The organism is Alloalcanivorax dieselolei B5 (assembly GCF_000300005.1).
Taxonomy (GTDB): Bacteria; Pseudomonadota; Gammaproteobacteria; order Pseudomonadales; family Alcanivoracaceae; genus Alloalcanivorax; species Alloalcanivorax dieselolei.
Genome location: NC_018691.1, coordinates 1,533,698 through 1,560,175 on the forward strand (window position 1 = coordinate 1,533,698; position 26,478 = coordinate 1,560,175).

A 26,478-nucleotide genomic window follows, 5' to 3' on the forward strand; every position below is an offset into this window, starting at 1 on the left:
GGTCGGGCATGGAGGCCCGGCCCGTATGCTGGACGTCGCCCGAAAATGCCTGGAACACGATGACAAAACCGTCTCCCTCACGCCGCCGTCGGCGCATCCTGGCGGCACTGCTGCTGGTGGTGCTGGCGGCGTTGGCGCTGCTGCAGTTCTCGCCGTTGCCGGCGCCGCTGCAGCGGACCGACTATGCGGTGCTGATGCTGGATCGAAGCGGGCGGCCCCTGGCGGCCCGTATCGCCGCGGATCAACAATGGCGCTTCGCCCCGGTGGAGACGCTGCCGGACAAGTACCGTGAAGCCCTGCTGACCTTCGAGGATCGCCGTTTCCTCTGGCACCCGGGTGTCGACCCGCTGGCGCTGGTGCGGGCCACGGTGGCCAATATTCGCGCCGGCAGGGTGGTCAGCGGCGGCTCCACCCTGACCATGCAATTAGCCCGGCTGTTGCGGGACGATCCGCCCCGCACCTTGTGGGAAAAGGGCCGCGAGGCGTTGCTGGCGTTGCAATTGGAATGGCGCCTGGGCAAGTCACGAATTCTGGTGGAGTACGCCAGCCGGGCGCCGTTCGGCGGCAACACGGTGGGATTGAGAGCGGCGGCCTGGCGCTATTTCCAGCGCGCGCCGGACGATCTGAGTTGGGCGGAAGCAGCACTGCTGGCGGTGCTGCCCAACAGCCCCGCACTGATCCACCCGGGGCGCCAGCGCCAGCAGTTACTGGCCAAGCGGGACCGTCTGCTGGAAGCCCTGCGCCAACGGGGCCTGATCGATGCGGACGAGCTACGGTTGGCGAAGCTGGAACCGCTGCCGCGCACCGCGCGATTGCCGTCGCTGGCCCCGCATCTGCTCGACACCCTGGCGGCCAACGCCACCTCGCCGCTGATTCACACCACTCTGGATGCCGGGCTGCAACAGCGGGTGAACGCCCTCACCGAACAGCATGGACGGCGTCTGGCCAACGACGGCGTGCACAATCTGGCGGTGGTGGTGATCGACCATCGCGATCTGGCGGTGCGCGCCTATGTGGGCAATGTCACCCACGGTGACCGCCGTGAATACGGGGCGGCGGTGGATATCGCCGGGCGTCCCCGCTCCACCGGCAGCGTGCTCAAGCCGCTGCTGTACGGTTTGATGTTACAGGAAGGCCTGCTGCTGCCGGATACCCTGGTGCCCGACCTGCCCACCAACTACGGCGGTTACAGTCCGGAGAATTTCGACCGCGAATACCGGGGCGCGGTGCCGGCCCACGAAGCCCTGGCCCAGTCGCTGAATATCCCCGCCGTGCGTATGTTGCGCCAATACGGCGTGGCCCGCTTCCACGACCGGTTGCGCGCCATGGGAATGAGCACGCTGTTCAGGGATGCCGAGAACTACGGTTTGACCCTGGTGCTGGGCGGTGCCGAAGGCAAGTTGATGGAGCTGACGGCGCTGTACGCCCGGCTGATGGCCAGCGCCCGTGACGGCCAGGCGGCGCCGGTTACGGTGCTGAGCGATGTCCAGCCGCTGCCGGAGCCGTTTCCGATCGGCGCGGGCGCCGCCTGGTTGACGCTGGAGGCGCTGCGTGACGTGGCCCGGCCCGGCACCGCCCGGCAATGGCGACTGTATCGTTCCAGCCAGGCGATCGCCTGGAAGACCGGTACCAGCTATGGTTTGCGCGACGCCTGGGCGATCGGCAGCAACGGCCGCTATACGGTGGGCGTCTGGGCCGGCAACGGCAACGGTGAACCGGCCCCGGCGCTGGGTGGCGCCACCACCGCGGCGCCGCTGATGCTGGATCTGTTCAGCCTGCTGGGGCCGGCGGAGTGGCCTCAGGCGCCGCTGGGCGATCTGAAGGAACTGCAGGTGTGCCGTGACGATGGCTATCTGGCCGGCGGGCAGTGCTCGGCGCGTACCGTGTTGGCGCCGCTGGACAGTCACTTCCAGGCCGTCACGCCACATCATTTGCGTGTGCATGTGGACGATCAGGGACGGCGGGTGCACAGCGGTTGCGAGAACGTGGCCGCCATGAGCGCCCGCGACTGGTTCGTGCTGCCGCCGGCGCAGGCCTATTTCTACCGCTTCCGGCACCCGGAATACCGGCCCCTGCCGGCCTGGCGGGAAGATTGCGCGGACGGCGCCCGGGCGCTGAGTTCACGGGCGCCGATGGCGGTGATTTATCCCCATGCCGGCTCCGCGCTCTATCTGCCGGTGGAACTGGGCGGGCAGCGTGGTGGGGCGGTGTTCCGGGTGGTGCATGAACGCGATGACGCCGAACTGTTCTGGCACCTGGACGACCGCTATCTGGGGCGCACCGCGCACTTCCATGAATGGGCGATCCAGGCGGCGCCCGGCTGGCATACCCTCACACTGGTGGACGATCAGGGCTTTCGTCTGCGGCGCCGCTTCCAGGTGTTGTCCCATTAGTGGACGATGAACCGGTACGCGAACCTGAGGCGCGGCTCAGGGGGGTTCGATCTCGCGCAGGAAATTCCGCAGAATCCGCCGGCTTTGTGCCAGTTTTTCCGCTTTCTGGTCGGCCAGGCGGATCTGTTCATGCAGGACGGTACGAAGCTCATCGCAGGGCTCGAACACCGGGCCCTCACCACGCACACACGGCAGGAACTCGCGAATCGTCGCCAGGGTCATGCCTCCGGAACCGAGCAGCTTGATCCGCTCCACGGTGCGTATCTCCGCGGCATCATAGTCGCGGTAGCCGCTGGCCGTGCGTCGTGGTTGGAGCAGCCCTTCGGTTTCGTAGTAGCGCAGCATGCGGACGCTCACGCCGGTACGTTTCGACAGCTCGCCTATTTTCATCTCATCGCCTTGACTCTGACAGCGCTGTCACAGTTTAAGGTGCCGGCTCCTTCATGTGAATCAGGAGCAGCGTGGCATGCCTATTGAAAATCATCCCTATCAAGCCGCCATCAACGGCCGCCCGGTCACCGTCGCGGCGGTGACGCCCCTGGCGTTCGCGGGGTTCGCGCACTTCACCGCGATGCAGGTGCGAAGTCGCAAGGTCAAAGGGCTCGATCTGCATTTGACCCGTCTGCGTGCAGCCTCCATGGAATTTTTTGGCGTGGCCGTGTCCGATCAACGGATGCGCTCCTATATCAAAGCGGCCATCGACGCCGGCCCGGCGGATCAATCACTGACGGTCACGGTTTTTGTTGGTGATGGTGAGTTCAGCGGGCGCAGCATGGATACGGAACCTGAGGTGCTGGTTCGCACCGATGCTCCGGCCGACGGGCCCGGGGGGCCGCTGAGATTGAGCGTGGTGGAGCATGAGCGTCCCCTGGCGGCGATCAAGCATGTTGGCGAAGCCGGCAAGACCTACTATCTGCATCAGGCCATCCGCCAGGGCTTCGATGACGCCGCTTTTGTCGACCGACAGGGACGATTAGGTGAAGCCACCATCTGGAATCTGGTGTTCTGGGATGGCGAGGCGGTTGTCTGGCCCAGGGCGGCGATCCTGAACGGCACCATGATGGGCATGGTTCAGCGACAACTGGATCGCCTTGGCATTGCCCAGCGCCATGAAGAGATCACTCTGGAGCGTCTTGGCGATCTGGCCGGGGCGGCGGTGATGAATTCATGGACACCGGGTATCGCGGTCACCGCCATTGGCGGGAACACGATTCCGGAGGCGGAGTCTTTCATGCGCTTGCTGCACCGGTGCCATGAAGCCGAACCGGCCGTTTCCCTGTAACGGTCGGTCTTGGACTGGTAGCTACAAGGCGCCTGTAGGAGCTTGCCCTGCAAGCGAATCTTTTGGCCCGGAGAGAGCCCAATTCGCTTGCAGGGCAAGCTCCTACAGCGACTTCGTGCAACCGTTCTGGCGATCAGCCCGGCGGAGTGCGATTCACCGTGGTCAGGCGCCGGCGAATCTTTTCCTCCGGCGCCAGATCGGTGAATTCTTCCGCTTCGAACGGGTCGCCGCCCACCGGTGTGCTTTCATTGCGGTGATACAGATCCAGCAACATATTGCGGCGATCCTCGCGCAGCTCACGCACCAGCACGATCACCATCAGAAACAACACCAGGGCGAACGGCAGGGCAGCCAATAGCGCCGCTGATTGCAGGCCTTTCAGCCCTCCGGCTGATATCAGCGTGATGCAGATGGCGGAAATCAGCACACCCCAGGTCAGGCGTTTTTTCAGCGGCGGATTGAGAGAACCCTGATCGGTCATCTGCGCCACGATGTAGGTGGCCGAGTCCGCCGAGGTGACCAGGAAGATGAACAGCAGCACCATGGTCAGGCCGCTGAGGAGATGGCCATAAGGCAACAGCTCGTACATTTTGAACAAACCGCTGGGAACGTCGTTGTGAACCACGGCGGCGAGGCCGGCGTTCTGGGTCAGGTCCAGGTCCAGCGCCGTGCCGCCGAATACGGCGATCCAGGCGCAGGCCAGCAGCGGCGGCACCAGCAGCACGCCGAACACGAACTCCTTGATGGTGCGCCCGCGCGATACCCGCGCCACGAAGGTGCCGACGAAGGGGGACCAGGCGATAACCCAGGCCCAATAGAACACGGTGAAGCGGTCCATCCAGTCGCCGCGCTCGAACGGGGGAATGGTCAGCGCCATTTTGATGAAGTTGCCAAAGTAATCACCCAGGCCGTTCACGAACACGTCGAAGATCCGCACAGTGGGCCCGGTGATCAGCATATAGGCCATCAGCGTCAGGCACAGCACCATGTTCAGATTGCTGAGCACGCGGATGCCGCGATCCAGGCCGGTGTAGGACGACGCCATGTAACACAGGAACATGGCGCCGAGGATGCCGGCTTTGCTCCAGACATCATTGGGCCAGCCGAACACCGATTCCAGACCGCCGTTCATTTGCAGCACGCCGAGCCCGAGGGACGTGGCGACGCCGGTGACGGTGGCGATCACCGCCATCACGTCGAGGGTATCGGAGGCGACCTGACGGCGTGGCAGGTCGCGCAGGGCCGGTTCCACCATGGTCGACACCAGCCCGGGGCGGTCTTTTCGGAACTGGAAAAAGGCGATGATCAGGCCCACCAGGGTGAACGCGGCCCACTGATTGACGCCCCAGTGGAAGAAACTGTACTGGATCGCCAGGGCGGCGGCTTGCCGGGTGCCCGGCTCGGCGAGACCGTGGGGCGGCTCCTGCAAATGCAGCATCGGTTCGGCCATGCCGTAGAACACCAGCCCGACACCGAAGCCGGCGGAGAGCAACATGCTGAGCCAGGAAAACAGACTGTAGTCCGGCGTGCTGTCCTGGGGGCCGAGGCGGATCTTGCCGTACTTACTGAACGCCAGCACCAGCAGGAACACCACGAATACGAAGACGCTGAGCAGGTAGAACCAACCGAAGTAGCGGCTCAGGCTGGATAACAAGGTGGCGGCGGTACTGGCGAAGGCTTTGGGGAAGGCGGCGCCGAGGGCGACCAGGGAAACGATGATGGCGGCGGAGGTCAGGTAGACCCGCTGAGTCGATAGCATAGCCTCGTCCTTGGGGCGGAACGAACAACGAAGAACCAGTCCCCTAGGGTGGCAGATCCGGCGGTGGAATGCATCCCGCCGGACCTTCGGGCCGGTCAGTCCCGCTGGCGGTCGTCCGGCTCCTCCGGCTCTTCGTCTTCCACGCCGGTGTCCGTGGCGACCGGTTTTTCCGCCGCCGGTGCCGTCGAAGCGGGGGCTTCGGAATGCTCCGCTTGCGCCGGTGAGTCGTCGGCGGCGGGCTTCCCGCTCTGTGCCTGCTCCGCCTTGGCTTCCACTTCCTCCGGGGTTTGCTCTTCGCCAAGCCGATAAGCGGCGAAGCCGGCGTGCACCACTTGGTTGATGGCCATGCCCAGGATACGACCGTCGTAGGGGGCGATGATGGCGCTGCCGGTGTTGGTGATCGGGTCGGTAACAGTGCCGAGGATTTGCCCTTTTTTCACCTTGTCATTGAGTTTGACTTCCGACAGCAGGATGCCGCCCTGGCTGGCGCGGATCCATTGCGATTCATAGAACACCGGTTGCGGCGCGCCCCAGAACCGGCGCGCTTTGCGCATGCCGAGATTTTCCAGCAGGGTTTCCAGTGCCTGCACACCGTAGCTGACCGCCTCTTGCTCCAGGCGATTGGGCCCGCCGGCCTCCATCGTCACCGCCATGATGTCGTCGTCCACCGCCGCCCGTCGCAGGGTGCCGCGGGCGCCGCGGCCATGCAGCACGGTCATGCCGCCGAAGTGTTTGGCGAAGGCCAGAACGTCCGGGTTTTTCAGATCGGCGCGCAATTGCGGCTGGTTGATGCGTTTGAGCGAACCGGTGTGCAGGTCCACCAGATACTGGCAGTGCCGGATGATCTGATCGTAAAGGGAATGGGCCACGCGATCGGCGGCGCTGCCGGTGCCGCGCCCCGGGAAGTGGCGATTGAGATCGCGGCGGTCGGAAAGATAGCGCGAGCCGTTGCGGAACCCTTCCAGATTGACGATGGGCACGCCGATCAAAGTGCCGGACAGGGTTTCCGGTTCCAGGTCGTACATCAGGCGGCGCACCATCTCGATGCCGTTCAACTCGTCGCCGTGGACGGCGGCGGTCAGGCACAGGCGCGGGCCGGGTTTCTTGCCGTGGGCCACCAGCACCGGCACCGGCGTGGCGATGGAGGCGAAGGATTGATCCGGAGTCCAGTGCAGCGTGGCGAAGCTGCCGGGCACCACGTTGCGGCCCAGCAGTGATAGCGGCCGCACCGGTTGCTCCGCGGTGGAAGCGGGTGCCAGTTGGTCGGTGCTGTCAGTGGCCGGTGGTGAGTCCACCACCGGGGTGTCGTCGACCATCTGCTTCGCGGGAGGATTGGCCGGCGCCGCGTGCGCCTTGGGCTCGGTGTCGTCGACGGGGCTTTCGTCGGCGTGCAGGGCCGGCCAGGGCGCCAGGGCGGCCAACAGGGCGATGGTCAGGGACCAGCGTGCGGTCATGGTGATGTCTCAGCTGTTGAGCTGGTCGAGCGCCTCCCAACGGGCGTAGGCTTCGGCCAGCGTGTGTTCCAGTTCGGAGAGCCGTTGCTGTTCGGCGGCGATGGTTTCCGCGGCTTCCTTGTAAAAGGCCGGGTCCGACATCGTGCTCTGCAGCGCCTTCAGCGCCGCTTCCAGCTCTTCGATGCGGGCCGGTAAATCGCGCAACTCAAGCTGCTCCTTATAACTCAGCTTCTTGCGCGCCGGTTTCGCCGCTTCGCTGCGTTCGGGGCGGGTGGCGGGCCTGGCGGCTTTGACGGTTTCCGGCGCGGACGGTTCCGGACGTTGTCGTAACCAGTCCTCATAACCGCCCACATACCAGTGCGGATCGCCGCCCTCGAACACCAGCGTCGAGGTCACCACATTGTCGATGAAAGCACGGTCATGGCTGACCAGCAGCAGGGTGCCCTGGTAATTCACCAACTGCTCTTCCAGCAATTCCAGGGTTTCCACGTCCAGGTCGTTGGTCGGTTCATCCAGCACCAGCAGATTGAACGGCCGCGTGAACAGCTTGGCCAGCAGCAGACGGTTGCGTTCACCGCCGGACAGTGACTTGACCGGCTGACGGGCGCGGGCCGGTTCGAACAGAAAATCCTGCAGATAGCCCATGACATGTTTCTTACGGCCATCCACTTCCACCACGTCGGAGCCTTCCGCCAGGTTGTCGATCACGCTTTTTTCGCCGTCCAGGCTGTCACGCAATTGATCGAAGTAGGCCACCTTCAATTGCGTGCCCTGCTTCACGGTACCGCCGTCGGGTGCCAATCGGCCCAGCAGAATACGGATCAAGGTCGATTTTCCGCAGCCGTTGGGGCCGAGAATACCGACCCGGTCGCCGCGCAGCAGGGTCAGCGAGAAGTCCCGCAGCAGCGTCTGCCCGCCCACCGCGTAGCTGAGATGCTCCGCTTCGATTACCGTTTTACCGGAGCGATCGCCCTGCTGGATGGCAAGGGCCGCCGTGCCCTGGCGCTGGCGTCGCTGGGCGGCCTCTTTACGTAATGTCTGCAGGGCCCGCACCCGGCCCTCATTGCGGGTGCGCCGGGCCTTGATGCCCTGACGGATCCAGCGTTCCTCCTGGGACAACTTCTTGTCGAACTCGGCCTGGTTCCTTTCTTCCACTTCCAGCGCCGCCTGCTTGCCTTCCAGATAACGATCGTAATCCCCGGGCCAGCTGGTCAACCGGCCGCGGTCCAGCTCGATGATGCGGGTGGCCAGGGCGCGGATGAAAGCGCGGTCGTGGGAGATGAACACCAGGGTCGCCGGGTAGTCCCGCAGGAAGCTTTCCAGCCAGCGGATCGAGTCGATATCCAGATGGTTGGTCGGTTCGTCCAGAAGCAGCAGGTCTGGTTCCTGCACCAGCGCACGGGCCAGCAGAACGCGGCGCTTCATGCCGCCGGAGAGGCCGGCGAAGCGCTGCTCGCCATCGAGTTGCAGCTTGGAGAGCACCGTCTCCACCCGCTGGAACAACTGCCAGGCGCCGGCGCTTTCGATGCGGTCGCTGAGCTGCTGGAAACGGGCCATCACCGCGTCGTCGCCATCGTTGAGCCGGTGGCTGAGGCGGTCGTGTTCGGCCAGCAGACGACCCAACTCGCCGAGGCCCTGGGCCACCATCTCCTGGACGCTGTGGTCCTGGTCCTCGGGGACTTCCTGTTCCAGACGCGCCACCACCAGTCCCTGTGAGCGCTCAATCTGGCCATCGTCCGCCTGTACCTCTCCATCCAGTACTTTCAGCAGGGTGGATTTGCCGGAACCGTTGCGGCCCACCAGGCACAGCCGTTCGCCGGGCTCGATGGTCAGGTCCAAATGGTCGAATAGCGGCTGGTCGCCGTAATCAAGCTGCAGGTCGCGCAGAGTCAGCAATGGCATGGTGTCCGGGTACCGTGGTGTCGGGGAACGCGAGTCTAGCATTTTCCCGAGGCGTCATGGATGGGGGGCTAAGCCAGACCGAGATGGGACAGGACCCAGTCGCGGCGTTCTCTTATCGTTCCACGGGGCACCAGGCGTGGCTGGTAGCCCTGGTCAAGGTAGGTGTCCCACAACACCTCGAAAGTGCGCTCGGCTTCCGCCAGCGTCTGCTTGCGTTCCTGATCGTGCCGGTAGATGTCGGGCCAGGGCGGCAGCATCAATACTTCCGGCGCATAACGGTAGCGCCGCGCGGCCCAGCGCATGGCCGCGCTCTCCCGCAGCCGTTCCAGCCGTGCGTAGCCGAGCACGTCCACCACGCCCCGGTCAAAAAATCGCCAGGAGCGATTTTTGACGTCGCAGTGACGCCGGTACTGGCGTCGGTCCCGGTCCAGCATGGCGGCGGCGAAGGCCTGCCGGTCCCGCCAGGGCAGGGCATCGCCGCCGCACGCTTGCTGTTGCCGGATCACCGCCCGCCCGGATTCGGCGACGGTAATGTGCCCAAGCCCGGACAGGGCCTGGAGCAAACTGGTCTTGCCGGCGCCGGGGCCGCCGGACAATACAATAGCCCCGCCATGGGGGAGGCGGTGAGTGAACATGATGGGGTTTCCTGTTAGAGAAGGGGGGGGGTGGTTCATTGAGGTTTAGAGGAGGGCTCGTTCTGGGCTCCAGCAACGTCGAGGGCTGGTACAGAAAGCCTCCGCATTTATGTTGCCAGGGCCAGAGGACACCCCGCGCCTGCCGGTTACCTCGAAGCCGGGTGCCCCCTGATTTGCCGGCCGGATTTCAGGCGCCCGTCTTTGGGTCGCCATTACCGGACTCGCGGCGCTCGCCGGGGATGGTCAGGTTTTCGCCGCCATTGATGCTGCGAATGTGAATATCCATCTGGCTGAAGGCGATTTCCACGCCCCGGTCCCGGCACAGCTGATCGATACGGCGATTGAGTTCGTCGGTGGTGCTCAGACGGTCGCCGATTTCCTTCACGTAGACCCGCAATTCATGATCCAGCGTACTGGCGCCGAAGCCCATGAACAGGATCATCGGTTCCGGATCCTTCATCACTTTAGGATGGTCGCGGGCCACGGTCTGGAGAATCTCACGACAGCTGTTCAGATCCGAGCCGTAGGCGAAGCCCACGGTGATGATCAGTCGCGTTACCGTGTCACTCAGCGACCAGTTGATCAACTGTTCGGTAACGAAGGTCTGATTGGGGATGATGATTTCCTTGCGGTCGAAATCAATCACCGTGGTGGCGCGTACCCGCACCCGGCTGACAGTGCCCGACAAGGTGCCGATGGTGATCACATCGCCGATACGAATCGGTCGCTCGAACAGGATGATAATACCGGAAACAAAGTTGGCGAAAATCTGTTGCAGACCAAAGCCCAGCCCCACGCCGAGAGCGGCCACCAGCCACTGCAGTTTGTTCCAGGTCAGCCCCAGCGAACCCAGCACCACCATCACGCCCACGGCGGTGATGAGGTAGGACAACAGCGTGGTGGTGGCGTAACTGCTCCCTTGTTTCAGGTTCATCCGCGATAGCAGCAGCACCTCCAGCAGACCGGGCAGGTTCAGCGCCAGCATCAGCGTCACCACGCCGGCGGCGAGCGCGAACATGACGTCGCCGAGACTGATCGGAACCTGGGTAAGAGTGCTGCCGCTGCCCTCGGTGGTCTCCCACAGGAGAATGTTCTCGGTATAGGAGAAGGCACTCAGAATGTCCGCCCAGACCCAATAGAACAGCAGGCCAAACACCACCACCAGGGCCATGCGGATCAGACGCAGGGACTGCTGATTGACCCGCTCCAGATCCAGCTGCGGTTCTTCCACTTCGATGCCTTCCACGCTGGTGTCCTTGGTGTCACTGTCCCGTTGCGCCAGGGCCCGTTTATAGGCCAGCCGCTGCGCCGCCACCGCCAGGCCGCGCACCGCGGTGGCATCGATCAGGGTCCACAGCAGCAGCAGGTAGAAGCTGTCGATGATGCGCCCGGACAAGCGCACCGTGGTGTAGTAGTAACCCAGACCGATCACCACGATCAGAGCGAAGGGAAGGCCACCGCATACCAGCGCCGCTACGGTTTTGTAAGCGGTGGAGAAACGGGTGATGGGAAAGTGCAACGCCACCCGGGTGAGCATGATCCCCATTACCGCCAGCCCGAATACCATGATAACCAGGCCGATGCGGTCGTTGTTGAGCTGCGCCGGCCATTGCTCGCCGAAGGCGATGATCAACGTCATTGGTACCATCGCCAGCCCAACCGCCAGCAGTCGCCGCCGCAGTTGCGTATTGCCATCGGCGGACCAGCGGAAATGCCGTTGTGCAATGCCGTCCCGGGCCAGCAACCGGTAGCACATTTCAAACACCAGCCACAGCAGCGCCACTTTAAACAGAGCGGCGCCCAACACCGTGGAGAGTGTGCCGGGCTGGATCCAGAGCCCCCAGGCCAGCAGGCTCAGCACCAGCGGGCCGGGCAGGCACATCAGCGTGGTCATCAGGATCGCCAACGGGGTGTGCAATTGGCTGTCCCTGCGCAGGAAACCGATATCGCTGTTGAGTTTGCGGATCCGGGTACGCAGGCGTTTCCGCCAGACCAGCAGGGCGGCGGCGAGCACCGCCGGCAATATCAGCCAGGGCCATTTGTCCTGTAACAGCCGCAGCGATCTCTTGCCCGTTTCCGCCCAGGGAATGTATGTCATCTGATCCCGGACCTGGGCCGGAAACTCCCGCAACCAGGACAGATTGATCGGCTGGGTGCTGGGCATCCAGAAAGTCTGCTCCGAGATGGTGTCGTGCAGGTTGCGGGAAACATCCACCAATTGATCCTGCACCAGGTTGAGCCGCACCAGCAGATTCAGCTTGCGCCCCAGTTCGGTGTCCAGTTGATTGAGCAATTCCACGTGGATGTCATGCAGACTCCCCAGAGCATCCTGCAGAGCAGCACGGTCTTCCGGTGAGATGCCCTGGTCATCGATCCGGAGAATGTCGGCTTCCGTTTGCTGGCGTTGCTGGCCGATTTCGAACTGGCGCAGACGGGTGTCGCCGATGGCTTTGGGCAGGCCTTCCCGGGGTTTGAAATCCGGCAGATTTTTCTGCTGTTCGTACAGAATGCGCGACAGTAAAAGACTGCCGTCGAGCATGCGGATCTGGTCGTTGACGGTGGCGGACAGTGCCCGTACGCGATCCAGCTGGGTCTTGGTGGCCACGTTTTCACGCAGCAGATCGTTGACTTCCTCGCTGGTTTGAACCAGCTGTTTGCGCAGGGTTTTGTTACGCTCTTGCGCCGCCGCCAGCTCGGGGTGATCAGCCACTCCGGCGGGCAGGTCCACGGATGCTGCTTGCAACTCGTCCTGCAGTTGCTGTTGGCGCCGCCGGTTGATCAGCGGCTGCAGTACATCCAGCTGTTTCTGGATCAGTTCCGCGTCGGCTTCCAGTACCCGTTGCCGCAGACGGGAACGCTGTTCGCTGGAGCTGGCCACGGCCAACTCCTGGTTGCGCAGTTCAATGCGGGAATCCAGCACCGCGAGCTTCACTTGCAGGTTCTGCACTTCCGCTTCACTGAGCGTCTCCGCCACCGACGGGCGGTTCAACCGCCGGCGGATATCATCGGCTTCCGCCAGACTGTCGCTGATGGTGTTCTGTGCCCGTTCCGGCAGGGTCTGGGAACTGGTCACATCGCTGGCGGCGTCCGCCAGTTTTTCCTGATTGCGCTCCAGCGCTTGCAGTTGTTGTCCCAGCTCCTCCGCCAGAGCGGAAATCGACAGGCTTTGATAGCGTTCGGCCCAGTCGATGGTGCTTTCGCGGCGAATCTTTTCCAGTTCGTCCTGAAGCGCGGCTTTCTCCCGTGGTAGTGCTTTTTGCTGTTCCCCAAGCTTTTTGATCTGCTCGTGATTGGCGTCGATTTCCTTGCGCAGCTTCAGCGTTTCTTCCAAAAGGTCGCGTTCCGGTGCCGGTTTACCCTCCTTCTGGGTATCGGCGCTGTCGCCACCGCCAGTGAGCTGTTTCTCCAGATCACCAATGCCGGGCAGAGAAAAACCGCTGCCTTGTGCCGCGGCCACGCCACACAGCATCCAGAGGAGCAGCAGGGAAAGCAGTAACCGTGATCGACCAAGTCTCATAGGGAAGCGCGTAATCCATTGTCAGAGTCTTCGTAGACAATAGCGATAAAACGGAGGCGGCGCCATTTCCCGCGCACTGGTTCAGGGACAGCCGGCACCGTCGGTGATTTCGACGACGCTGTCGTCGATGTTGGCGTCATCCGGCGCCAGCGTGTGGGCCCGACAGACCGCTTCCCGGGCGGCGTCGCCGTCGCCCTGGTCGAGGCGGGCGTAGGCCAGGTTATTCCAGGCCGGAGCGAGAGAGGGGGTGAGTGTCACGGTCTTTTCGAAGGCGTTGAGGGCCTCCGCTTTCCGTCCCGCCTGCCACAGTGCGTTGGCGTAGGCGAAATGGAGCTTGCCGTCGTCGGCAAACCGGGACGCCGCGGTTTGCCAATGGCGCAAGGCGTCTTTCTTCTGCGGTGCAAGAGCGTGTAGAAGCGGGCCGGGGCGGGCGCTGGCGGGCAACTCTCCGGCGGGCAGCAGCACCATGCCCCAATAGTCGGCGCGCGCCCAGGTGCGAATGAAGCGGTTCCAATGGCTGGTGGTGGCTTCGCGGGTGCCGCTGTGCAGAATCAACCGGTCACCGCCGTCGCGGTAGCCGGTGACCACGGCGAAGTGCCACTGCGGCCAGCGCTTCAGCGCCAGGTTCTGCAGAATCAGCACCGGGTGGCCGGCTTGCAGCTCACTGAACAGCGCTTCCGGCTCGTTGACGGGATACGCCAGCAAACCGCGGGCGCGGCCGGCGGCCATCAGTTCGATGCCCAGGCTGCCCTTGCGTTCCGGTAACCAGACTTCGTCCACCAGCGACTCGGCGTCGCCGGGCAGGCTGTTCCATTGCAGCATCATGCCCAGAGCGGCGGGGCCGCACTGATACTTTTCCTGGGCAATGAAAGGAACGTCCAGCCGTTGGCTGGCGGGTTGCCGGGCCGACTGTGGCGGGGGCAGTGTCTGACACCCCGCCAACAGTAAAACCAGCCCGGCGCCGATGGCGCGAACGGACACGATCAGTTGATCGGATGGATAGCCGGGAACACGTTGGTGGCGCCAAGCAGATCCAGCAGCACGAGAATCAGAATGATCGCCAGGATCACGCCGATCACGCCCTGTCCGGCGGGCAGCTCATCGGCCTGTTCGGCCAACTGGGTCAGTTCCTGATCGCTGAGCCGGTCCAGGCGATCCTTCACTTGTTCCGGGCTGACACCATTGTCCGCCAACACTTTGGCGGCGGCTTTGTGTTCGAGCAACGCAAGGACCTTCTGCTCCATGGCCGCCCGTTGTTCGCTGGCCACCAGGGTATCGGTACCGACCATGGCGGCGTGGGCCATGGGGACAAACAGGGCCTGGGTGATGAGCAGAACGGTGGCGGTAAAAACGCCGGTGAGACGCTTGTTCATGAGCTGTCGCTCCCTGTTTGAATGATGTTTCGAGAATAGCACGGGACACTATCCATACAGCGTGATAGTAGCGGCGGCTTTGTGATGTTTTACAACGGTTTCACCAATCACGACGGCATCGGCGCCGGCCCCTCGCAGGGCTGCCAGGGTGGCCTCGAGGCGCTCCCTGGCCACCGCCAACAGCAGGCCGCCGCTGGTCTGCGGGTCGGTGGCGGCGACCAGTTCCGGCCGGTCCAGCAGGGCGGGGGCGATCTCGCAGTGACCCAGCACCTGATCGTTGCTGTCCCGCAAGGTGCTGTGAACGCCGTGACGTATGTGCTCCAGGGTACCGGGCAGTATGGGCAGGGCATTCAGATCAAGCCGGGCGCTCACCTGACTGTGCTGACACAGTTCCAGCAGATGCCCGAGCAGCCCGAAACCGGTGACGTCGGTGCAGGCGTGGGGCGGCAGGGTGGACAGCGCATCCCGGGCCGGGCCGTTGCTTTGCAACATGGCCGCCAGGGTAGCGTCCAGATCCGGACCCCGGTGGACATTGCGCATCCAGGCCGCCAGTTGAATACCGATGCCCAGCGGTTTGGTGATAACCAGAACCTGTCCCGGCAGCGCGCCCTGCTTGCTCCAGGCCGCGCCGGTCAGAGCACCGTTAATGGTGAAGCCGGCGGCCATTTCCGGGCCCTCGATGGTGTGACCTCCCACCAGGGTGCAGCGCGCCCGGTTCAGTTCTTCCACCGCGCCGGCCAGCAGGCGACGCAGATCCCGGCTTTGCAGGCGCGGGTGGTGGCGGGGCAGGCACAGAGTGGCCAGCGCCGAATGGGGGGCGGCGTTCATGGCGTGGATGTCACTGAGACTGTGCAGTGCCGCCACCCGGCCAAACAGGTACGGCTCATCCATGAAGGCGGGGAAATAGTCCACGCTTTGCACCAGCCGGTGTTGTCCGGACCAGCGAATCACCGCGGCGTCATCGCCTTGGGCCACACCGGCTTCGATGTCATCGCGGACTGCCGTCCGCAGCCCATCGAGAGCGTGATTCAGAGTGGTGGCGCCAACCTTGGCGCCACAGCCGGCGCAGTGCATCGCGTCGCTGTCGGCGGGCGCGGCGGGCATCGGTGCCGGCAGGTTCTCAAAGCGTTTCATGAAGGCACGGTCGATGCGGTCCTTCCAGCGCCAGACCCAGGGGCCCGCCAGCGCCGGCCAGGGCGGCCTGGAGGCCACCGCGTCACCCGCCCCGGCGGACAGCAGTGACAGGAAGCGCCGTTGCGGGCGGTAGGGCCGTTTGCGTCCCCCTCGGGTGGCGGCGAGTAAATTATCGGCGAGCACCGGTGCCTGACGCACCGCGTAGACTCCGGCCTTGGGCAAAGGCGAGGGGAACGACGCGCAGTCGCCGGCGGCGTGGACGTGCGGGCTGCCCAGGCTGGTCAGGGTGTTGTCCACACGCAGGAAGCCGCGTTCATCGCAGGGCAGGCCGCTGGCGGCGAGCCAGGCCGGTGCCCGGGCGCCGGTGCACCAGAACACCAGATCCACCGCCTGGGACTGGCCGTTGTAATGGAGCTGCCCTTCGCTGACCCGTTGCACCGGGGCCTGTTCCACGATGCGGACCCCGGCATCCTGCAGCCGCGTTCGCATCAGCGAGCGCGCCCGGTCCGGGTAACCGGGCAGCAGGTCGCCGGCGCTGATCAACTGAACCTCGGTGGTGGCGCCAAGCCGCTGGGCCAGGGCAGCGGCCAGTTCGGTGCCGCCGGCACCGGCGCCCACCACCGCGACCCGGCGAGTCGCGCTGGGGTCGGCCAGTAAATGGCGCCAGCGCTGCTCGAAGGTCGCTACCGGTTTTACCGGCACCGCGTGGGCCCGGGCGCCGGGTACGCTGTCCAGATCCGGGGTGGCGCCGATATCCAGACTGAGCGTGTCGTACTCCAGCTGGTCACCGTTATCCAGTTGCAAGCGGCGCTGGACCGGATCCAGCTCAAGCACGCGTTGCGGCAGCCAGCGGGCGGCGGCGGCCCGGCTCAGCCGGCTCAGATCAATGTGGGTTTCGTGCCGCTGGTAACGGCCGGCCAGCATACCCGGCAGCATGCCGGAGTAGGCGGTGAGACTGTCGGGGGAAATCAGCGTCAGGCGCAGCCCCGGCACTGGCCGCATGCTCAGACGCCGCAGTACCAGCGCGTGGCTGTGTCCGCCTCCCACCAGTACCAGGTCGTGATGCGCGACCGCCGTCATCACCGTGGGTGTCCCTCCGGTTGCGCCTGCTCTTTGCGTTCCCATTCTTGCAGGGTGGCGATGACTGCGCCGCGGTTGCCGCGAAAGTGCACCGGTCCCTGGCGATGGCGCAGCATGTAGTCATACATCGGATCGTAATAGTCGCTTAGCAGGGCGCGAATCCAGCGGCGATGCTCGTCGCTGCCATCGCCACGGCGATGTTGCTCCAGCCCCCGGGTCATGGTTTCGCGCAGGGTCTGGTGGCGGGCGCCGCCGAGGCGCTTGCGGATGCGGTCCAGCGCGCCGAGCAAATGCTCGGCGAACAGACTCCGGGCCTGCTCTTCGTCGTGGCCGTCGAGAAATTCCCGCAGTGGTGTGAGGACATAATCTTCCAGGATCACTTCCACCCGGCTTTCCAGCGGCTCTTCGATGTCGATGCGCGGCATGCTCCGCAGTCGCTGGTTCAAGGACAACGGCAACGCGCAACGGCCGATCAGATGCCCTTCGTCCTCCACCAGCACCGGCGCCCGGTCCCCGAGTTTCAGCAAGCGGATGGCCAGGGCATTTTCAAAGTCGATCTGCGCCGGTTGTCCGCCGGGCCGGCGGCCGAAGGCGGAGCCGCGATGGTGGGCCAGCCCTTCCAGGTCCACAGCCCGGTGCAGTTGATGCAGGACGCGGGTCTTGCCGCAACCGGTGCGGCCAGTCAGCACCCATAATGGCCCCTGGAGCACATGCTGTTCCAGGTGCTCCAACAGAAAACGCCGCAGGGCCTTATAACCGCCGGTTACCAGGGGCGCGTCGATACCGGCCTGACGCAGCCAGTCCTGGGTAGTGCGGCTACGCAGGCCGCCACGAAAACAATACAGATAGCCGTCGGGATGTGCCCGCCACCAGTCGCTCCAGGCGCGTAGACGGCGTTCCTTGACCTCGCCACGGACCAGCTCATTGCCGAGATCAATAGCCGCCTGTTGCCCTTGCTGCTTGTAGCGCAGGCCGATCAGATGGCGTTCCCGGTCGTCGATCAGAGGAAGGTTGGTGGCATGGGGAAACGCGCCCCGGGCGAATTCCACCGGGGCGCGGACATCCAGGAGCGGCGTGTCGTCCAGGAACAGCGCTGCGTAATCGTTAGTGTCGTCGCGGGTCATGGGCGGCAGTGTACACCGCCCTTATTTGTGGTTCATCGCGGAATGACGGGGATGAGCGTCGCCATCGGGGGCACGGGCCTGCACGGAGGCCTTCTGGGATCGCCGTAAATACATCCCTGTAAGCTGCCGGTTTAGTCGCTGACCGGACGCAGTTCGCCGCTCAGGTGCGGTTTGACGCCGTCGGCGGCCAGCAACTGAAAATCGATCCCGTCATTCTGGCGGGTACGGGCAAACTTTACCTTGGCGGGAATGAACATGGGCAGCTTGAAGCGTACATCCACGGTGAAAGCCTGCTCCGGCAGTTCCGGCTGCAAAGCCGCCAGGCAACGTGCCTTGGACCACATGCCATGGGCGATCTGACGCTTGAAGCCGAAGACCTTGGCGGTCAGCGGGTACAGGTGAATCGGATTACGGTCGCCGGATACGCTGGCGTAGCGCCGGCCGGTGTCGGCGGGAACTTCCCATTCCTCGATCAGATCCGGAGCAGGGGCTGTGGTTTGCGCGTCTCTTTGCGCATCCGGGGCCTTTTTCTCGCCGTGGCCGCCGCCGCGATGGAAATTCACCGATTCACTCTGCCAGACCCGCTCACCGGCGGTGCTGACCACGGTGAAGATGGAGAACTCGTAGCCTTTTTCCACCTGGGTCAGATTGCCGGTATAGCACTTGATATTGAGCTGTTCCCGTTCGCCGATCGGGCGGAACTGGGTGATGCGGTTGCGCACATGAACCAGCCCCATGGCCGGGAACGGGAAACCGTCACCGAGGATCAAGGCCATGTGCAGCGCAAACGCGTGCATGTGCGGGTAGGTGATGGGCAGATGACCGTCGGCGCTGAAACCGCATACCTGGCGGTAGGCCGCCAAATGGCGAGATTTCTGAGCCACATCGTTGAGCCGCAGCCCCTCGTCGGACAGTACCGGAGCGCTGCCCGGGCGTACTCGCGCACGCAGCACTGCTTTGGCGAAATTCACCGCCATGGGCGGCGCGTGACGCAGCTCCTTGAATCGAACCTCACTCATAAGGACACCCTTCTCCCACGAACATTTAGCGCAATGTCGTGGCAGTATAGGCAGAGCGCCGGAGAGGCTGATTGGCCGTATCGCCGACGGCTCAGGCAATCCTGTCGGGTTCGGAACGCCATTGGGCCACCCCGAAATAAATCAGACGGACTTGTTTCTCCGCCATGATCAGCATTTCGTTCTGGCCGGCTTCATCGTCCTCGCTCAGTTCCAACATTTCCTGCGTCAGTGCCACCACGCTGTTAACCACCAGCGTGGCCATCATTTGCAGATCCTGGGAACTGACATTGATAAGGAAAGGGAATCGCGCCATGTCCATGGCCAACTCGCTGACGAACAGGCGGATCTCCCGCCGGATCGCCTGCCGCATGGTGGCGGAGCCGCCGTACAGTTCCTTGGAGACAAAAAGAAAATAGGTGCGATTGTTGCGCACATAATTGAAGTAGGTCTCCATGGACCCGCGGATCATTTGCTCATTGGGCAATTGATGCTGGCGGACTTCGCGCATCATCAGCCGCAGAGTACGAAACGATTCATCCAGCAGGGTCAGGCCAAGTGCGCTCATATCGGTGAAATGACGATAGAACGCCGTGGGCACAACACCGGCTTTCTTGGTCACTTCCCTGAGGCTGAGGGAAGAAAAGGGGGCCTTTTTCGCCACCAGATCCAAGGCCGCGTCCATCAGCGCCTGGCGAGTCCGTCCCTTTCTGGCTTTCCTTCCCCGGGGGGCGGTTTCTCTGGTCATGTGTCAGACAGTCTCCCGAATTGTTGTTTTAACCAACGAATCAAATCTCACCAATCAAGCAAGAAGCAGTGATGCGGCCTGGGTATTGTCGTTGCGCTTTTGTCCCGGGCTCCGGCGGCAATGGTATTCAATTTCCGCCTCGGGATATAGCAAAGCGCTTGACAACTCCGGTCACAATTATTTTTGTGAACAGGTGTTGACTATAAAATCGACTCCCTGTAAAAAGTGTACAACTGTTCACATAAACCATAGGAAGTGCCGTATGCAGACCATTATCGAGCCTCGTCGGGGCTGGTTTGGCCGCCTCGGCCAGGCCCTGACCAGCCCGTTTCAGCCGGAAGACTACCTGGCGCTGATCAACCCGGTGGCCTCGGCCCGGGAAATTCGCGCCCGCGTCACCGGTGTTCACCGGGAAACCGATCGGGCGGTTTCTCTGGTGTTGCGTCCGAACCGTCTGTGGCCAGGATTTCAGGCCGGCCAGCATGTGATGCTCGGCATCGACGTGAACGGCGCGCGACAATGGCGCTGCTTTTCCCTGTCCAGCGCCCCGCAGTCGGGGACCTTGACCATCACCGTCAAGTGTCATCGGGCCGGCGGTGTGACCGAACATCTGCTCGAGCGTACCCTCCCCGGCGATGTGGTAACGCTCAGCGAACCCGCCGGTGAGTTCCTGTTGCCGGCCCGGGTTCCGGACCGGTTGCTGTTCCTGACCGCTGGTTCCGGCATTACACCCGTTCACAGTATAGCAAGATACCTGGAAAACGCCTCTTTTGACGGTCAGGTGGAATGGTTGCATTTCGACCGCCGTTATGAAGATGTGATTTTGTTGGAGTCCCTGCGGGAACTGGGACGCCATTCCCAATTGAACACCCGTGTGGTGCTGGGACATCAGGCGCCGCTACCCGGTGATGAGCAGGGCCGTTTCGACGCCGCGCTGCTGGCCGCTCTGGTCCCGGACGCCGCCGACCGTCAGGTCTATGCCTGCGGCCCGGCCGGCTTCCTCGACGCGGTCAGCGAGTGGCACCGCACGGAAGGTCGGGCGCCGCTGTTGCATGAGCGGTTCCAGCCGCTGACCAGCAACGCCGGCAACGGTGGCCGCATCCGCTTCTCCGGCAGCGATCTGGCCACCGAGGCCGGTGGCGGCGAAAGCCTGCTGGAGGCCGCCGAGCGCAGTGGGCTGAATCCGGCCCATGGCTGTCGCATGGGCATTTGTCATACCTGCCGGTGCTCGGTGCGGGGTTCGGTCCGTGACCTGCAGACCGGTGAGAGCCGGACGGTGGACAACCAGCGGGTAAGACTTTGTATCCATGCCGCCGAAGGCGACGTGGAAGTGGCGCTATAAGCGACGCAAACACAAGGAGTTGAACAATGGGATACGCAATGCAACAAGAGCACGACCCAATCGTCTTTCAACGCGACGGTGTCAGCCTGACCCGTTCCCAGGTGGATGCCTTCGGCGCGGAAATCGACGCTCTGCGTCAGCAGGTGATGGCGGACCGTGGTGAATCCGACGCCCGCTATATCCGCCGTGTGGTGCGCTTCCAGAAAGGCTGCGAAGTGGCCGGGCGGGGGCTGCTGTTCCTCGGCTTTCTGCCGCCGGCATGGCTGGCGGGAACCGGTCTGTTGGCGCTCTCCAAGATTCTGGAGAACATGGAGATCGGCCATAACGTGATGCATGGCCAGTGGGACTGGCTGGGCGATCCGAATCTGGACTCCGCTCACTACGACTGGGATAACACTTGCCCGGCCGAGCAATGGAAACACTCCCACAATTATATGCACCACACTTACACCAATGTGGTGGGCAAGGACCGGGACGTCGGCTATGGCATCATGCGCATGTCCGAGCACCAGAGCTGGAATCCGGCCTATCTGTTCCAGCCGATCTACAACTGGGTGCTGGCGCTGTTGTTTGAGTGGGGGGTGGCGTTCCACGACCTGGAGATCGAACGGGTGATCCGTGGCGACAAGAGCCGCGAGCAGTACCGCAAGGAGCGGAAACTGATCCTCAAGAAAGTGCGCCGTCAGGTACTCAAGGATTACGTGCTGTTCCCGCTGCTGGCGGGGCCGTTTTTCCTGTTCGTGCTGTCCGGTAACTTCACCGCCAACATCCTGCGCAATCTGTGGTCCTACCTGATTATTTTCTGCGGCCACTTCACCGAGCGCGCGGAGATGTTCACCGAGGAAGAGGTGGAAGGCGAAAGCCGCGGACAGTGGTATCTGCGTCAGCTGCTTGGCTCCTCCAATCTGGAGGGCGGCCGGTTGTTTCATATTCTCAGCGGCAACCTCAGCCACCAGATTGAGCACCATCTGTTCCCGGATATGCCGTCCAATCGTTATCGGCAGGTGGCGCCCAAGGTGCGCGAGATCGCCGAGCGGTATGGTTTGCACTACAACAGCGGCAGTTTGCGCCGTCAGTTCGGCTCGGTGATGCGGCGCATCCACCGTTTGGCGCTGCCTTCCCGCCGTGGGGCGCCGGCAGTGAGCTGATGCTGTTCCGGCCTCCCCGGGCATGTGCTACTCTCGCTCGTTGATACCAAAAAATTCGGGGAAGTCGCGAAAGGATGGCAGAGCTTACCGACTCCGGCGTGTTGTTGCGCATGGCCTACCGGGCCATGGTCAACGCAGGCATTGATGCAGACGCGGTTCTTGCTGAAGTGGGCGTGGACCGCGCCATTCTCCAGGTACCTGACCTGCGTACGCCGCATGATGCCCAGGAATGGTTCTGGCAGGCCGCGGAAAAGGTCTCCAAGGACCCGCACATCGGTCTGCACCTGGGCCAGCACATGCCGGTCTACAAAGGCCAGGTATTGGAATACCTGTTTCTCTCCAGTCCCTCATTCGGGGAAGGCTTGCGGCGGGCGCTGAATTATCAGCGTTTGCTGTCCGATGCCGCCCGGGCGGAGTTGATGGAAGAGGAGGGGGATCGTGCCTTCCTGCGCCAGCCGTTCTGGGGCCGCCGTCTGGCCCATCTCAACGAATGTGTGATGGTGGGGGTGATCAAATTCTTCCGCTTCGTCACCGACGGCGCCTTTGAACCGCTGGAAATTCACTTTGCCCATGAGCGTCATGCGGACCCGAGTGAGTACGAACGCGCCTTTGGTTGTCCGGTGAAGTTCGAGATGAACTCGGTTGGGGTGTACTTTGATGCCCGCCTGATGGCTCTCCCCTCGGCCCATCACGAGCCGGAATTGCTGCGCCTGCACGAGCAGCTCGCCAGTGAGCAGGTGGCGCGGCTGGAAAAACAGGATCTGGTGGCTCAGGTGAATCGCCTGATCGCCGAGCTGCTGGAATCCGGACACGCCAATCTGGAGGAAGTGGCGGAACGTCTTGGCATCAAGGCGCGCCAGCTGCGCACCCGCCTGGCGGATGCCGGCACCAACTTCAACCAGTTGGTGGCGGATTATCGCTGCAAACTGGCCAAGCGGTTGCTGGCCGGTACCGACGAATCCATCGACGAGATCGTCTATTTGACCGGTTTCTCGGAGCCTTCCACTTTCTATCGGGCCTTCAAGCGCTGGGTGGGCATGACGCCCATCGAATACCGCAAGATGAAAGCCGAAGAGGACGCCGTCGCTCGCGGTTGACGCGGGCGGTGATCGAAGGCACCGTCGCTCTGGAACCATCCCCGGAAACACCTCTCTAAGCCTGTCCTGACGGGAGTGCGGTTTTGCACTTCAACGTGAGTAGGATGGGTTTTTTTATGGGGAAGCTTTCCTTCAGTCGTCGTTCCCGGCGCGCCACGAAGGCGCGCTGGTGGTTCGGTGGCGCGCTGGTGATGGCGCTGCTGGCCGGCGTGGCATATTGGCAACATTGGTATGAACCCCTGTTTTTCCATCTGAAGGAACGGATCGAGGGGCCGCGGCAGGGATTGCGGCTGGAAGAGTATCGCATGGTCATCGAAGGCAAGGCCGTGGCCGGCGTGAGCCGCAATCTGTCCGCGATCAGCTATGACCGGGAGCGGGACCGGTTGCTGGCGGTGACCAACGATCCGCCAGTGATGCTGGAGCTGGATCGCCAGGGCGAGGTGCTGGACCGCCATTCGTTGGAGGGGTTCGGCGATATCGAGGGGATCGCCTCTCTGGGTAACGGCCGCGTGGTGGTGGTGGATGAGCGTCGCCAGCGTTTCAGTGTGTTTGCAATGCCGGAGCCCGGCGCGGCGGTGGACCAGCAGCGAATCCAGTCGTTATCCCTGGGCATGGAAGAAGACGGCAACAAGGGGTTTGAAGGCATTTCCTACGATGCCGAAGGTGACCGGCTGTTCGTGGTGAAGGAGAGCCGCCCGCGGAAGCTCTACGCCATCGAGGGATTCGGTGCCAGTCTGGAACAGGGCCTGTCCCTGCACATTCGCGATCTGACCGGTTGGATTGATGGACTGGTGTTCAACCGGGACCTCTCGGACGTGTTCTACCACGGCCCCACCGGTCATCTGCTGCTACTGAGCGACCGCTCCCATTCCCTGGTGGAGCTGGACCGGGAGGGGCGCTACGTCAGTTTTCGGGCCTTTTTGCGTGCTAATGAGGATATGCAACGGGACGCGCCGCAACTGGAAGGGGTGACCATGGACGACCAGGGTGATCTCTATCTGGTCAGCGAACCCAATCTGTTCTACCGGTTAAAGAAGACCGGCTCCTAGCTCCGCCGGTTCTGGTCATGCTCCAACGGGTCGCGACTTTCCGCTTCTTCCCGCGCCTCGCCATCGATGACCACGCCGTTGCCCGGATCGCGGTCCGCGCCGAAGGGCGCGCCGCCAGGGCCGAACGGGCCGCCGTTGAAAGAACCGCTCTGATAGAAGAATGCCGAGCCCTGTTGCCCGCCGAAGGTTTGCAGGGTGCCCCGGCGTACCAGCGTGGCGGCGAGCCGGTGGCGGCTGAACGGCAGCAGCATGAGAAAACCGACGATGTCGCTGACGAAACCGGGGGTGATCAGCAAGGCGCCGCCAATCAGCAGCAACAGACCTTCCACCAGTTCCTGGCCGGGCATCTCGCCGGATTGCATGCGCTGATTCAGGCGTGTCCAGGTTTGCAGACCCTGGCTGCGGAACAACCAGGATCCGATGATGGCGGTGGCCAGCGTCAGAACGATGGTGATCGGCCAGCCGATCACGTCGGCCACGGCGGCCAGGACCAATACCTCCAGCAAAGCGAAGGCGAAAATCACGAAAAACAGGCGGCCAAACGTCATGGGGACCTCTTGGTGACGGCGTCGCAGCCGGGAGACGTGTCGCGGCACGGATTGGCCTTGCCGACGACGACCTGTCCCAAGAGATGGCGGTGAGGACTGAAAATTCAACCCCAGAAGGTTTATCGCGGTTTAGAGGGAATCGGTATGCCCCTCCATCAGGGACAGCGGAGCCGCGTTACGCCTTTACGGGAACGCCGTGAATACGTCCCTGTAGGCTTCCGGTCGAACGTCCCTGTTCGACAGGATCCCGCAAAGGCGTAACGCGGCTCCGCTTCGAGGTAACCGGTAAGCGCAGGGGGCCTTGGCCCCCCGGTCCGGTATTGGCTCAGGCGCCGAGCATCATCTGCCCGCATACGCGGACCACATTGCCGGTCAGGCCCTGGGCGGCGGGGCTGGCGAAGAAGGCGATGGTTTCCGCCACATCCACTGGTTGGCCGCCCTGATTCATGGCGTTCATGCGCCGCCCGGCCTCGCGGATGGTGAACGGGATCGCCGCGGTCATCTGCGTTTCGATGAAACCCGGTGCCACCGCGTTGATGGTGATGCCCTGGTCCGCGTATTCCTCGCGATACGCGTCCACCATGCCGATCACCGCGGCCTTGGAGCAGCCGTAGTTGGTCTGGCCGGTGTTGCCGGCGATGCCGGCGATGGAACTGATGGAGACGATGCGGCCACCTTCGCCCATGGCGCCGTCCGCGAGCAACTGCTCATTGATGCGCAACTGGCTGGCGATATTGATGTTCAGCACCATGTCCCAGAGGTTTTCCGGCATGTTGCCGAGCATCTTGTCGCGGGTGACCCCGGCGTTGTGCACCAGGATATCCAGCCCGCCGTGTTCCTTGGCGGTCCGTGCGATAATCCCCGGTGCTTCATCGCTGGTAATGTCCAGTTCCAGGGTATGGCCGCCGATTTCGCCGGCCACTTTGTTCAGGTCCTCCGCCATGGGCGGAATATCCAGCACGATCACCTCGGCGCCGTCGCGGGCCAGGACCCGGGCGATGGCGGCGCCGATGCCCCGGGAGCCGCCGGTGACCAGGGCTTTTTTACCGGCCAGCGGGCGTTGCCAGTCAAAGCTCTCGGCGTCGAAGCCGGCCTGGCGGGCGCGCACCACCTGCCCGGAGACATAGGCGGATTTCGGTGACAGGAAGAATTGCAGCGGCGCGGCGAGCTGGCTCTCGGCCCCGGCTTCGGCATAGACCAACTGAACCGTGGCGCCGCGTTTGATTTCCTTGCCGACCGAACGGGTAAAGCCTTCCAGGCCCCGTTGGGCGACCCGGGCGGCACCGCGCAGGGTTTCCGGGGTGCGGCCGATCACCAACACCCGGGCGCATTTGTCCAGCTTCTTGATTACCGGGTGGAAAAAGGCCCACAGTGCTTTCAGTTGATCCGGGTTCTCGATGCCGGTGGCGTCGAACACCAACCCTTTGAAGCGGGCATCGTCTTCACGGGTGGCGGTGTAATTGTCGGCGTTGACACCGGCGGCGGCCGCCTGCTTTTGCAGCTCGCTGGCGTTGCCGTTATTGGCCAGCACCGCCAGTTGCGCGCCGGGAGCGGTTTTCAGGGTGGCCAGAATGGTGTCCATGGCGCTGCCGCCCTCGGCGGCGCCCACCAGCACGCGGCCATCAATGAACGACGCCTGACCGGGCTGCCAGCGCTCCAGGATCACCGGGATCGGCAGATTGATGGCGTTGAAAAGGGCCTTGCCCACGGAAGAGTTGGCAATCGTCTGATAGGTATCGTTCATGATCCTGTCCTTCGCCGTGCGATGTACGGAATGTCGACCCTTGGTGCGGAACACGCTTTGGGGTCACTGTTGGCTGCGTATTGAATCACCCGTCCGTGACACGCGGATTGACCCGCCTGGGAAACGCCAGGGG

20 protein-coding genes are annotated in these 26,478 nt (G+C 63.4%); 6 read left to right on the plus strand and 14 right to left on the minus strand.

Features of this window, described 5'->3' with window-relative positions:
- Positions 1–59 precede the first annotated feature (59 nt).
- The gene (pbpC, locus tag B5T_RS07055) at positions 60–2,393 is read left to right on the plus strand and encodes a penicillin-binding protein 1C (protein WP_014993797.1); all 2,334 of its coding nucleotides are present in this window, start codon (positions 60–62) and stop codon (positions 2,391–2,393) included.
- Between the two features lie 36 nt (positions 2,394–2,429).
- Here the strand turns inward: pbpC and B5T_RS07060 are convergent, their stop codons facing one another.
- The gene (locus B5T_RS07060; RefSeq protein WP_014993798.1) at positions 2,430–2,783 is read right to left on the minus strand and encodes a MerR family transcriptional regulator; all 354 of its coding nucleotides are present in this window, start codon (positions 2,781–2,783) and stop codon (positions 2,430–2,432) included.
- Positions 2,784–2,859: 76 nt separating this feature from the next.
- Between B5T_RS07060 and B5T_RS07065 the strand changes: the two genes are divergently transcribed.
- Positions 2,860–3,675, plus strand: a complete 816-nt coding sequence (locus tag B5T_RS07065; RefSeq protein WP_014993799.1) for an aminotransferase class IV family protein — start codon at positions 2,860–2,862, stop codon at positions 3,673–3,675.
- Between the two features lie 133 nt (positions 3,676–3,808).
- On the opposite strand, the gene B5T_RS07070 is transcribed toward B5T_RS07065, so the two are convergent.
- The 11 genes from B5T_RS07070 to B5T_RS07120 all read right to left on the minus strand — a co-directional run bounded on the left by B5T_RS07070 (position 3,809) and on the right by B5T_RS07120 (position 19,417).
- On the minus strand, positions 3,809–5,434 hold the full coding sequence (locus B5T_RS07070; RefSeq protein ID WP_014993800.1) for a BCCT family transporter: 1,626 nt from the start codon (positions 5,432–5,434) through the stop codon (positions 3,809–3,811).
- A gap of 95 nt (positions 5,435–5,529) precedes the next feature.
- The gene (locus tag B5T_RS07075) at positions 5,530–6,888 is read right to left on the minus strand and encodes a succinylglutamate desuccinylase/aspartoacylase family protein (protein ID WP_014993801.1); all 1,359 of its coding nucleotides are present in this window, start codon (positions 6,886–6,888) and stop codon (positions 5,530–5,532) included.
- Positions 6,889–6,897: 9 nt separating this feature from the next.
- A complete protein-coding gene (locus B5T_RS07080; RefSeq protein WP_014993802.1) occupies positions 6,898–8,790 on the minus strand; it encodes an ATP-binding cassette domain-containing protein in 1,893 nt (630 codons plus the stop codon).
- Positions 8,791–8,858: 68 nt separating this feature from the next.
- Positions 8,859–9,425, minus strand: coding sequence for an AAA family ATPase (locus B5T_RS07085; RefSeq protein ID WP_014993803.1), 567 nt, complete (start codon positions 9,423–9,425; stop codon positions 8,859–8,861).
- Positions 9,426–9,612: 187 nt separating this feature from the next.
- Positions 9,613–12,942, minus strand: coding sequence for a mechanosensitive channel MscK (gene mscK, locus B5T_RS07090; RefSeq protein WP_051015455.1), 3,330 nt, complete (start codon positions 12,940–12,942; stop codon positions 9,613–9,615).
- 81 nt (positions 12,943–13,023) lie between these two features.
- The gene (locus B5T_RS07095; RefSeq protein WP_014993805.1) at positions 13,024–13,923 is read right to left on the minus strand and encodes a PA2778 family cysteine peptidase; all 900 of its coding nucleotides are present in this window, start codon (positions 13,921–13,923) and stop codon (positions 13,024–13,026) included.
- Positions 13,924–13,925: 2 nt separating this feature from the next.
- Positions 13,926–14,315 (minus strand): PA2779 family protein, encoded by a 390-nt coding sequence (locus B5T_RS07100; RefSeq protein ID WP_014993806.1) that lies wholly within the window; start codon positions 14,313–14,315, stop codon positions 13,926–13,928.
- A 48-nt stretch (positions 14,316–14,363) separates the two neighbouring features.
- A complete protein-coding gene (selD, locus tag B5T_RS07105; protein WP_148279221.1) occupies positions 14,364–16,529 on the minus strand; it encodes a selenide, water dikinase SelD in 2,166 nt (721 codons plus the stop codon).
- Positions 16,529–17,653 (minus strand): tRNA 2-selenouridine(34) synthase MnmH, encoded by a 1,125-nt coding sequence (gene mnmH, locus B5T_RS07110; protein WP_014993808.1) that lies wholly within the window; start codon positions 17,651–17,653, stop codon positions 16,529–16,531. Before mnmH ends, selD begins: the two co-directional genes overlap by 1 nt.
- Before the next feature lie 131 nt (positions 17,654–17,784).
- Positions 17,785–18,672, minus strand: a complete 888-nt coding sequence (locus tag B5T_RS07115) for a MaoC family dehydratase (RefSeq protein WP_014993809.1) — start codon at positions 18,670–18,672, stop codon at positions 17,785–17,787.
- 91 nt (positions 18,673–18,763) lie between these two features.
- The gene (locus B5T_RS07120; RefSeq protein ID WP_041716926.1) at positions 18,764–19,417 is read right to left on the minus strand and encodes a TetR family transcriptional regulator; all 654 of its coding nucleotides are present in this window, start codon (positions 19,415–19,417) and stop codon (positions 18,764–18,766) included.
- Positions 19,418–19,679: 262 nt separating this feature from the next.
- Here B5T_RS07120 and B5T_RS07125 point away from each other — a divergent pair, with 262 nt between their 5' ends.
- The 4 genes from B5T_RS07125 (at position 19,680) to B5T_RS07140 (ending at position 24,053) form a co-directional block, all read left to right on the plus strand.
- Positions 19,680–20,759 carry a ferredoxin reductase gene (locus tag B5T_RS07125; protein WP_014993811.1) on the plus strand — a complete coding sequence of 360 codons (1,080 nt, stop codon included), beginning with the start codon at positions 19,680–19,682 and terminating at the stop codon, positions 20,757–20,759.
- A gap of 26 nt (positions 20,760–20,785) precedes the next feature.
- A complete protein-coding gene (locus B5T_RS07130; RefSeq protein ID WP_014993812.1) occupies positions 20,786–21,907 on the plus strand; it encodes a fatty acid desaturase family protein in 1,122 nt (373 codons plus the stop codon).
- A gap of 74 nt (positions 21,908–21,981) precedes the next feature.
- A complete protein-coding gene (locus tag B5T_RS07135; protein WP_014993813.1) occupies positions 21,982–23,004 on the plus strand; it encodes an AraC family transcriptional regulator in 1,023 nt (340 codons plus the stop codon).
- A 116-nt stretch (positions 23,005–23,120) separates the two neighbouring features.
- Entirely contained in the window at positions 23,121–24,053 is a 933-nt protein-coding gene (locus B5T_RS07140; RefSeq protein ID WP_051015584.1) for an SdiA-regulated domain-containing protein, read from the plus strand.
- On the opposite strand, the gene B5T_RS07145 is transcribed toward B5T_RS07140, so the two are convergent.
- Positions 24,050–24,601, minus strand: coding sequence for an FxsA family protein (locus tag B5T_RS07145; protein ID WP_014993815.1), 552 nt, complete (start codon positions 24,599–24,601; stop codon positions 24,050–24,052). The two genes, B5T_RS07140 and B5T_RS07145, sit on opposite strands and share 4 nt — an antisense overlap.
- A gap of 325 nt (positions 24,602–24,926) precedes the next feature.
- Positions 24,927–26,345, minus strand: coding sequence for a 3-oxoacyl-ACP reductase (locus B5T_RS07150; RefSeq protein WP_014993816.1), 1,419 nt, complete (start codon positions 26,343–26,345; stop codon positions 24,927–24,929).
- Positions 26,346–26,478: the final 133 nt, after the last annotated feature.

Bases quoted from the DNA above. Each gene is read 5' to 3' on its own strand.
- B5T_RS07115 (WP_014993809.1), bottom strand. From the start codon at position 18,672: ATGAGTGAGGTTCGATTCAAGGAGCTGCGTCACGCGCCGCCCATGGCG.
- B5T_RS07150 (WP_014993816.1), bottom strand. From the start codon at position 26,345: ATGAACGATACCTATCAGACGATTGCCAACTCTTCCGTGGGCAAGGCC.
- B5T_RS07075 (WP_014993801.1), bottom strand. From the start codon at position 6,888: ATGACCGCACGCTGGTCCCTGACCATCGCCCTGTTGGCCGCCCTGGCG.
- mscK (WP_051015455.1), bottom strand. From the start codon at position 12,942: ATGAGACTTGGTCGATCACGGTTACTGCTTTCCCTGCTGCTCCTCTGG.
- B5T_RS07145 (WP_014993815.1), bottom strand. From the start codon at position 24,601: ATGACGTTTGGCCGCCTGTTTTTCGTGATTTTCGCCTTCGCTTTGCTG.
- B5T_RS07100 (WP_014993806.1), bottom strand. From the start codon at position 14,315: ATGAACAAGCGTCTCACCGGCGTTTTTACCGCCACCGTTCTGCTCATC.
- B5T_RS07060 (WP_014993798.1), bottom strand. From the start codon at position 2,783: ATGAAAATAGGCGAGCTGTCGAAACGTACCGGCGTGAGCGTCCGCATG.
- mnmH (WP_014993808.1), bottom strand. From the start codon at position 17,653: ATGACCCGCGACGACACTAACGATTACGCAGCGCTGTTCCTGGACGAC.
- B5T_RS07135 (WP_014993813.1), top strand. From the start codon at position 21,982: ATGGCAGAGCTTACCGACTCCGGCGTGTTGTTGCGCATGGCCTACCGG.
- B5T_RS07120 (WP_041716926.1), bottom strand. From the start codon at position 19,417: ATGACCAGAGAAACCGCCCCCCGGGGAAGGAAAGCCAGAAAGGGACGG.
- selD (WP_148279221.1), bottom strand. From the start codon at position 16,529: ATGACGGCGGTCGCGCATCACGACCTGGTACTGGTGGGAGGCGGACAC.
- B5T_RS07085 (WP_014993803.1), bottom strand. From the start codon at position 9,425: ATGTTCACTCACCGCCTCCCCCATGGCGGGGCTATTGTATTGTCCGGC.
- B5T_RS07065 (WP_014993799.1), top strand. From the start codon at position 2,860: ATGCCTATTGAAAATCATCCCTATCAAGCCGCCATCAACGGCCGCCCG.
- pbpC (WP_014993797.1), top strand. From the start codon at position 60: ATGACAAAACCGTCTCCCTCACGCCGCCGTCGGCGCATCCTGGCGGCA.
- B5T_RS07070 (WP_014993800.1), bottom strand. From the start codon at position 5,434: ATGCTATCGACTCAGCGGGTCTACCTGACCTCCGCCGCCATCATCGTT.
- B5T_RS07140 (WP_051015584.1), top strand. From the start codon at position 23,121: ATGGGGAAGCTTTCCTTCAGTCGTCGTTCCCGGCGCGCCACGAAGGCG.
- B5T_RS07125 (WP_014993811.1), top strand. From the start codon at position 19,680: ATGCAGACCATTATCGAGCCTCGTCGGGGCTGGTTTGGCCGCCTCGGC.
- B5T_RS07080 (WP_014993802.1), bottom strand. From the start codon at position 8,790: ATGCCATTGCTGACTCTGCGCGACCTGCAGCTTGATTACGGCGACCAG.
- B5T_RS07130 (WP_014993812.1), top strand. From the start codon at position 20,786: ATGGGATACGCAATGCAACAAGAGCACGACCCAATCGTCTTTCAACGC.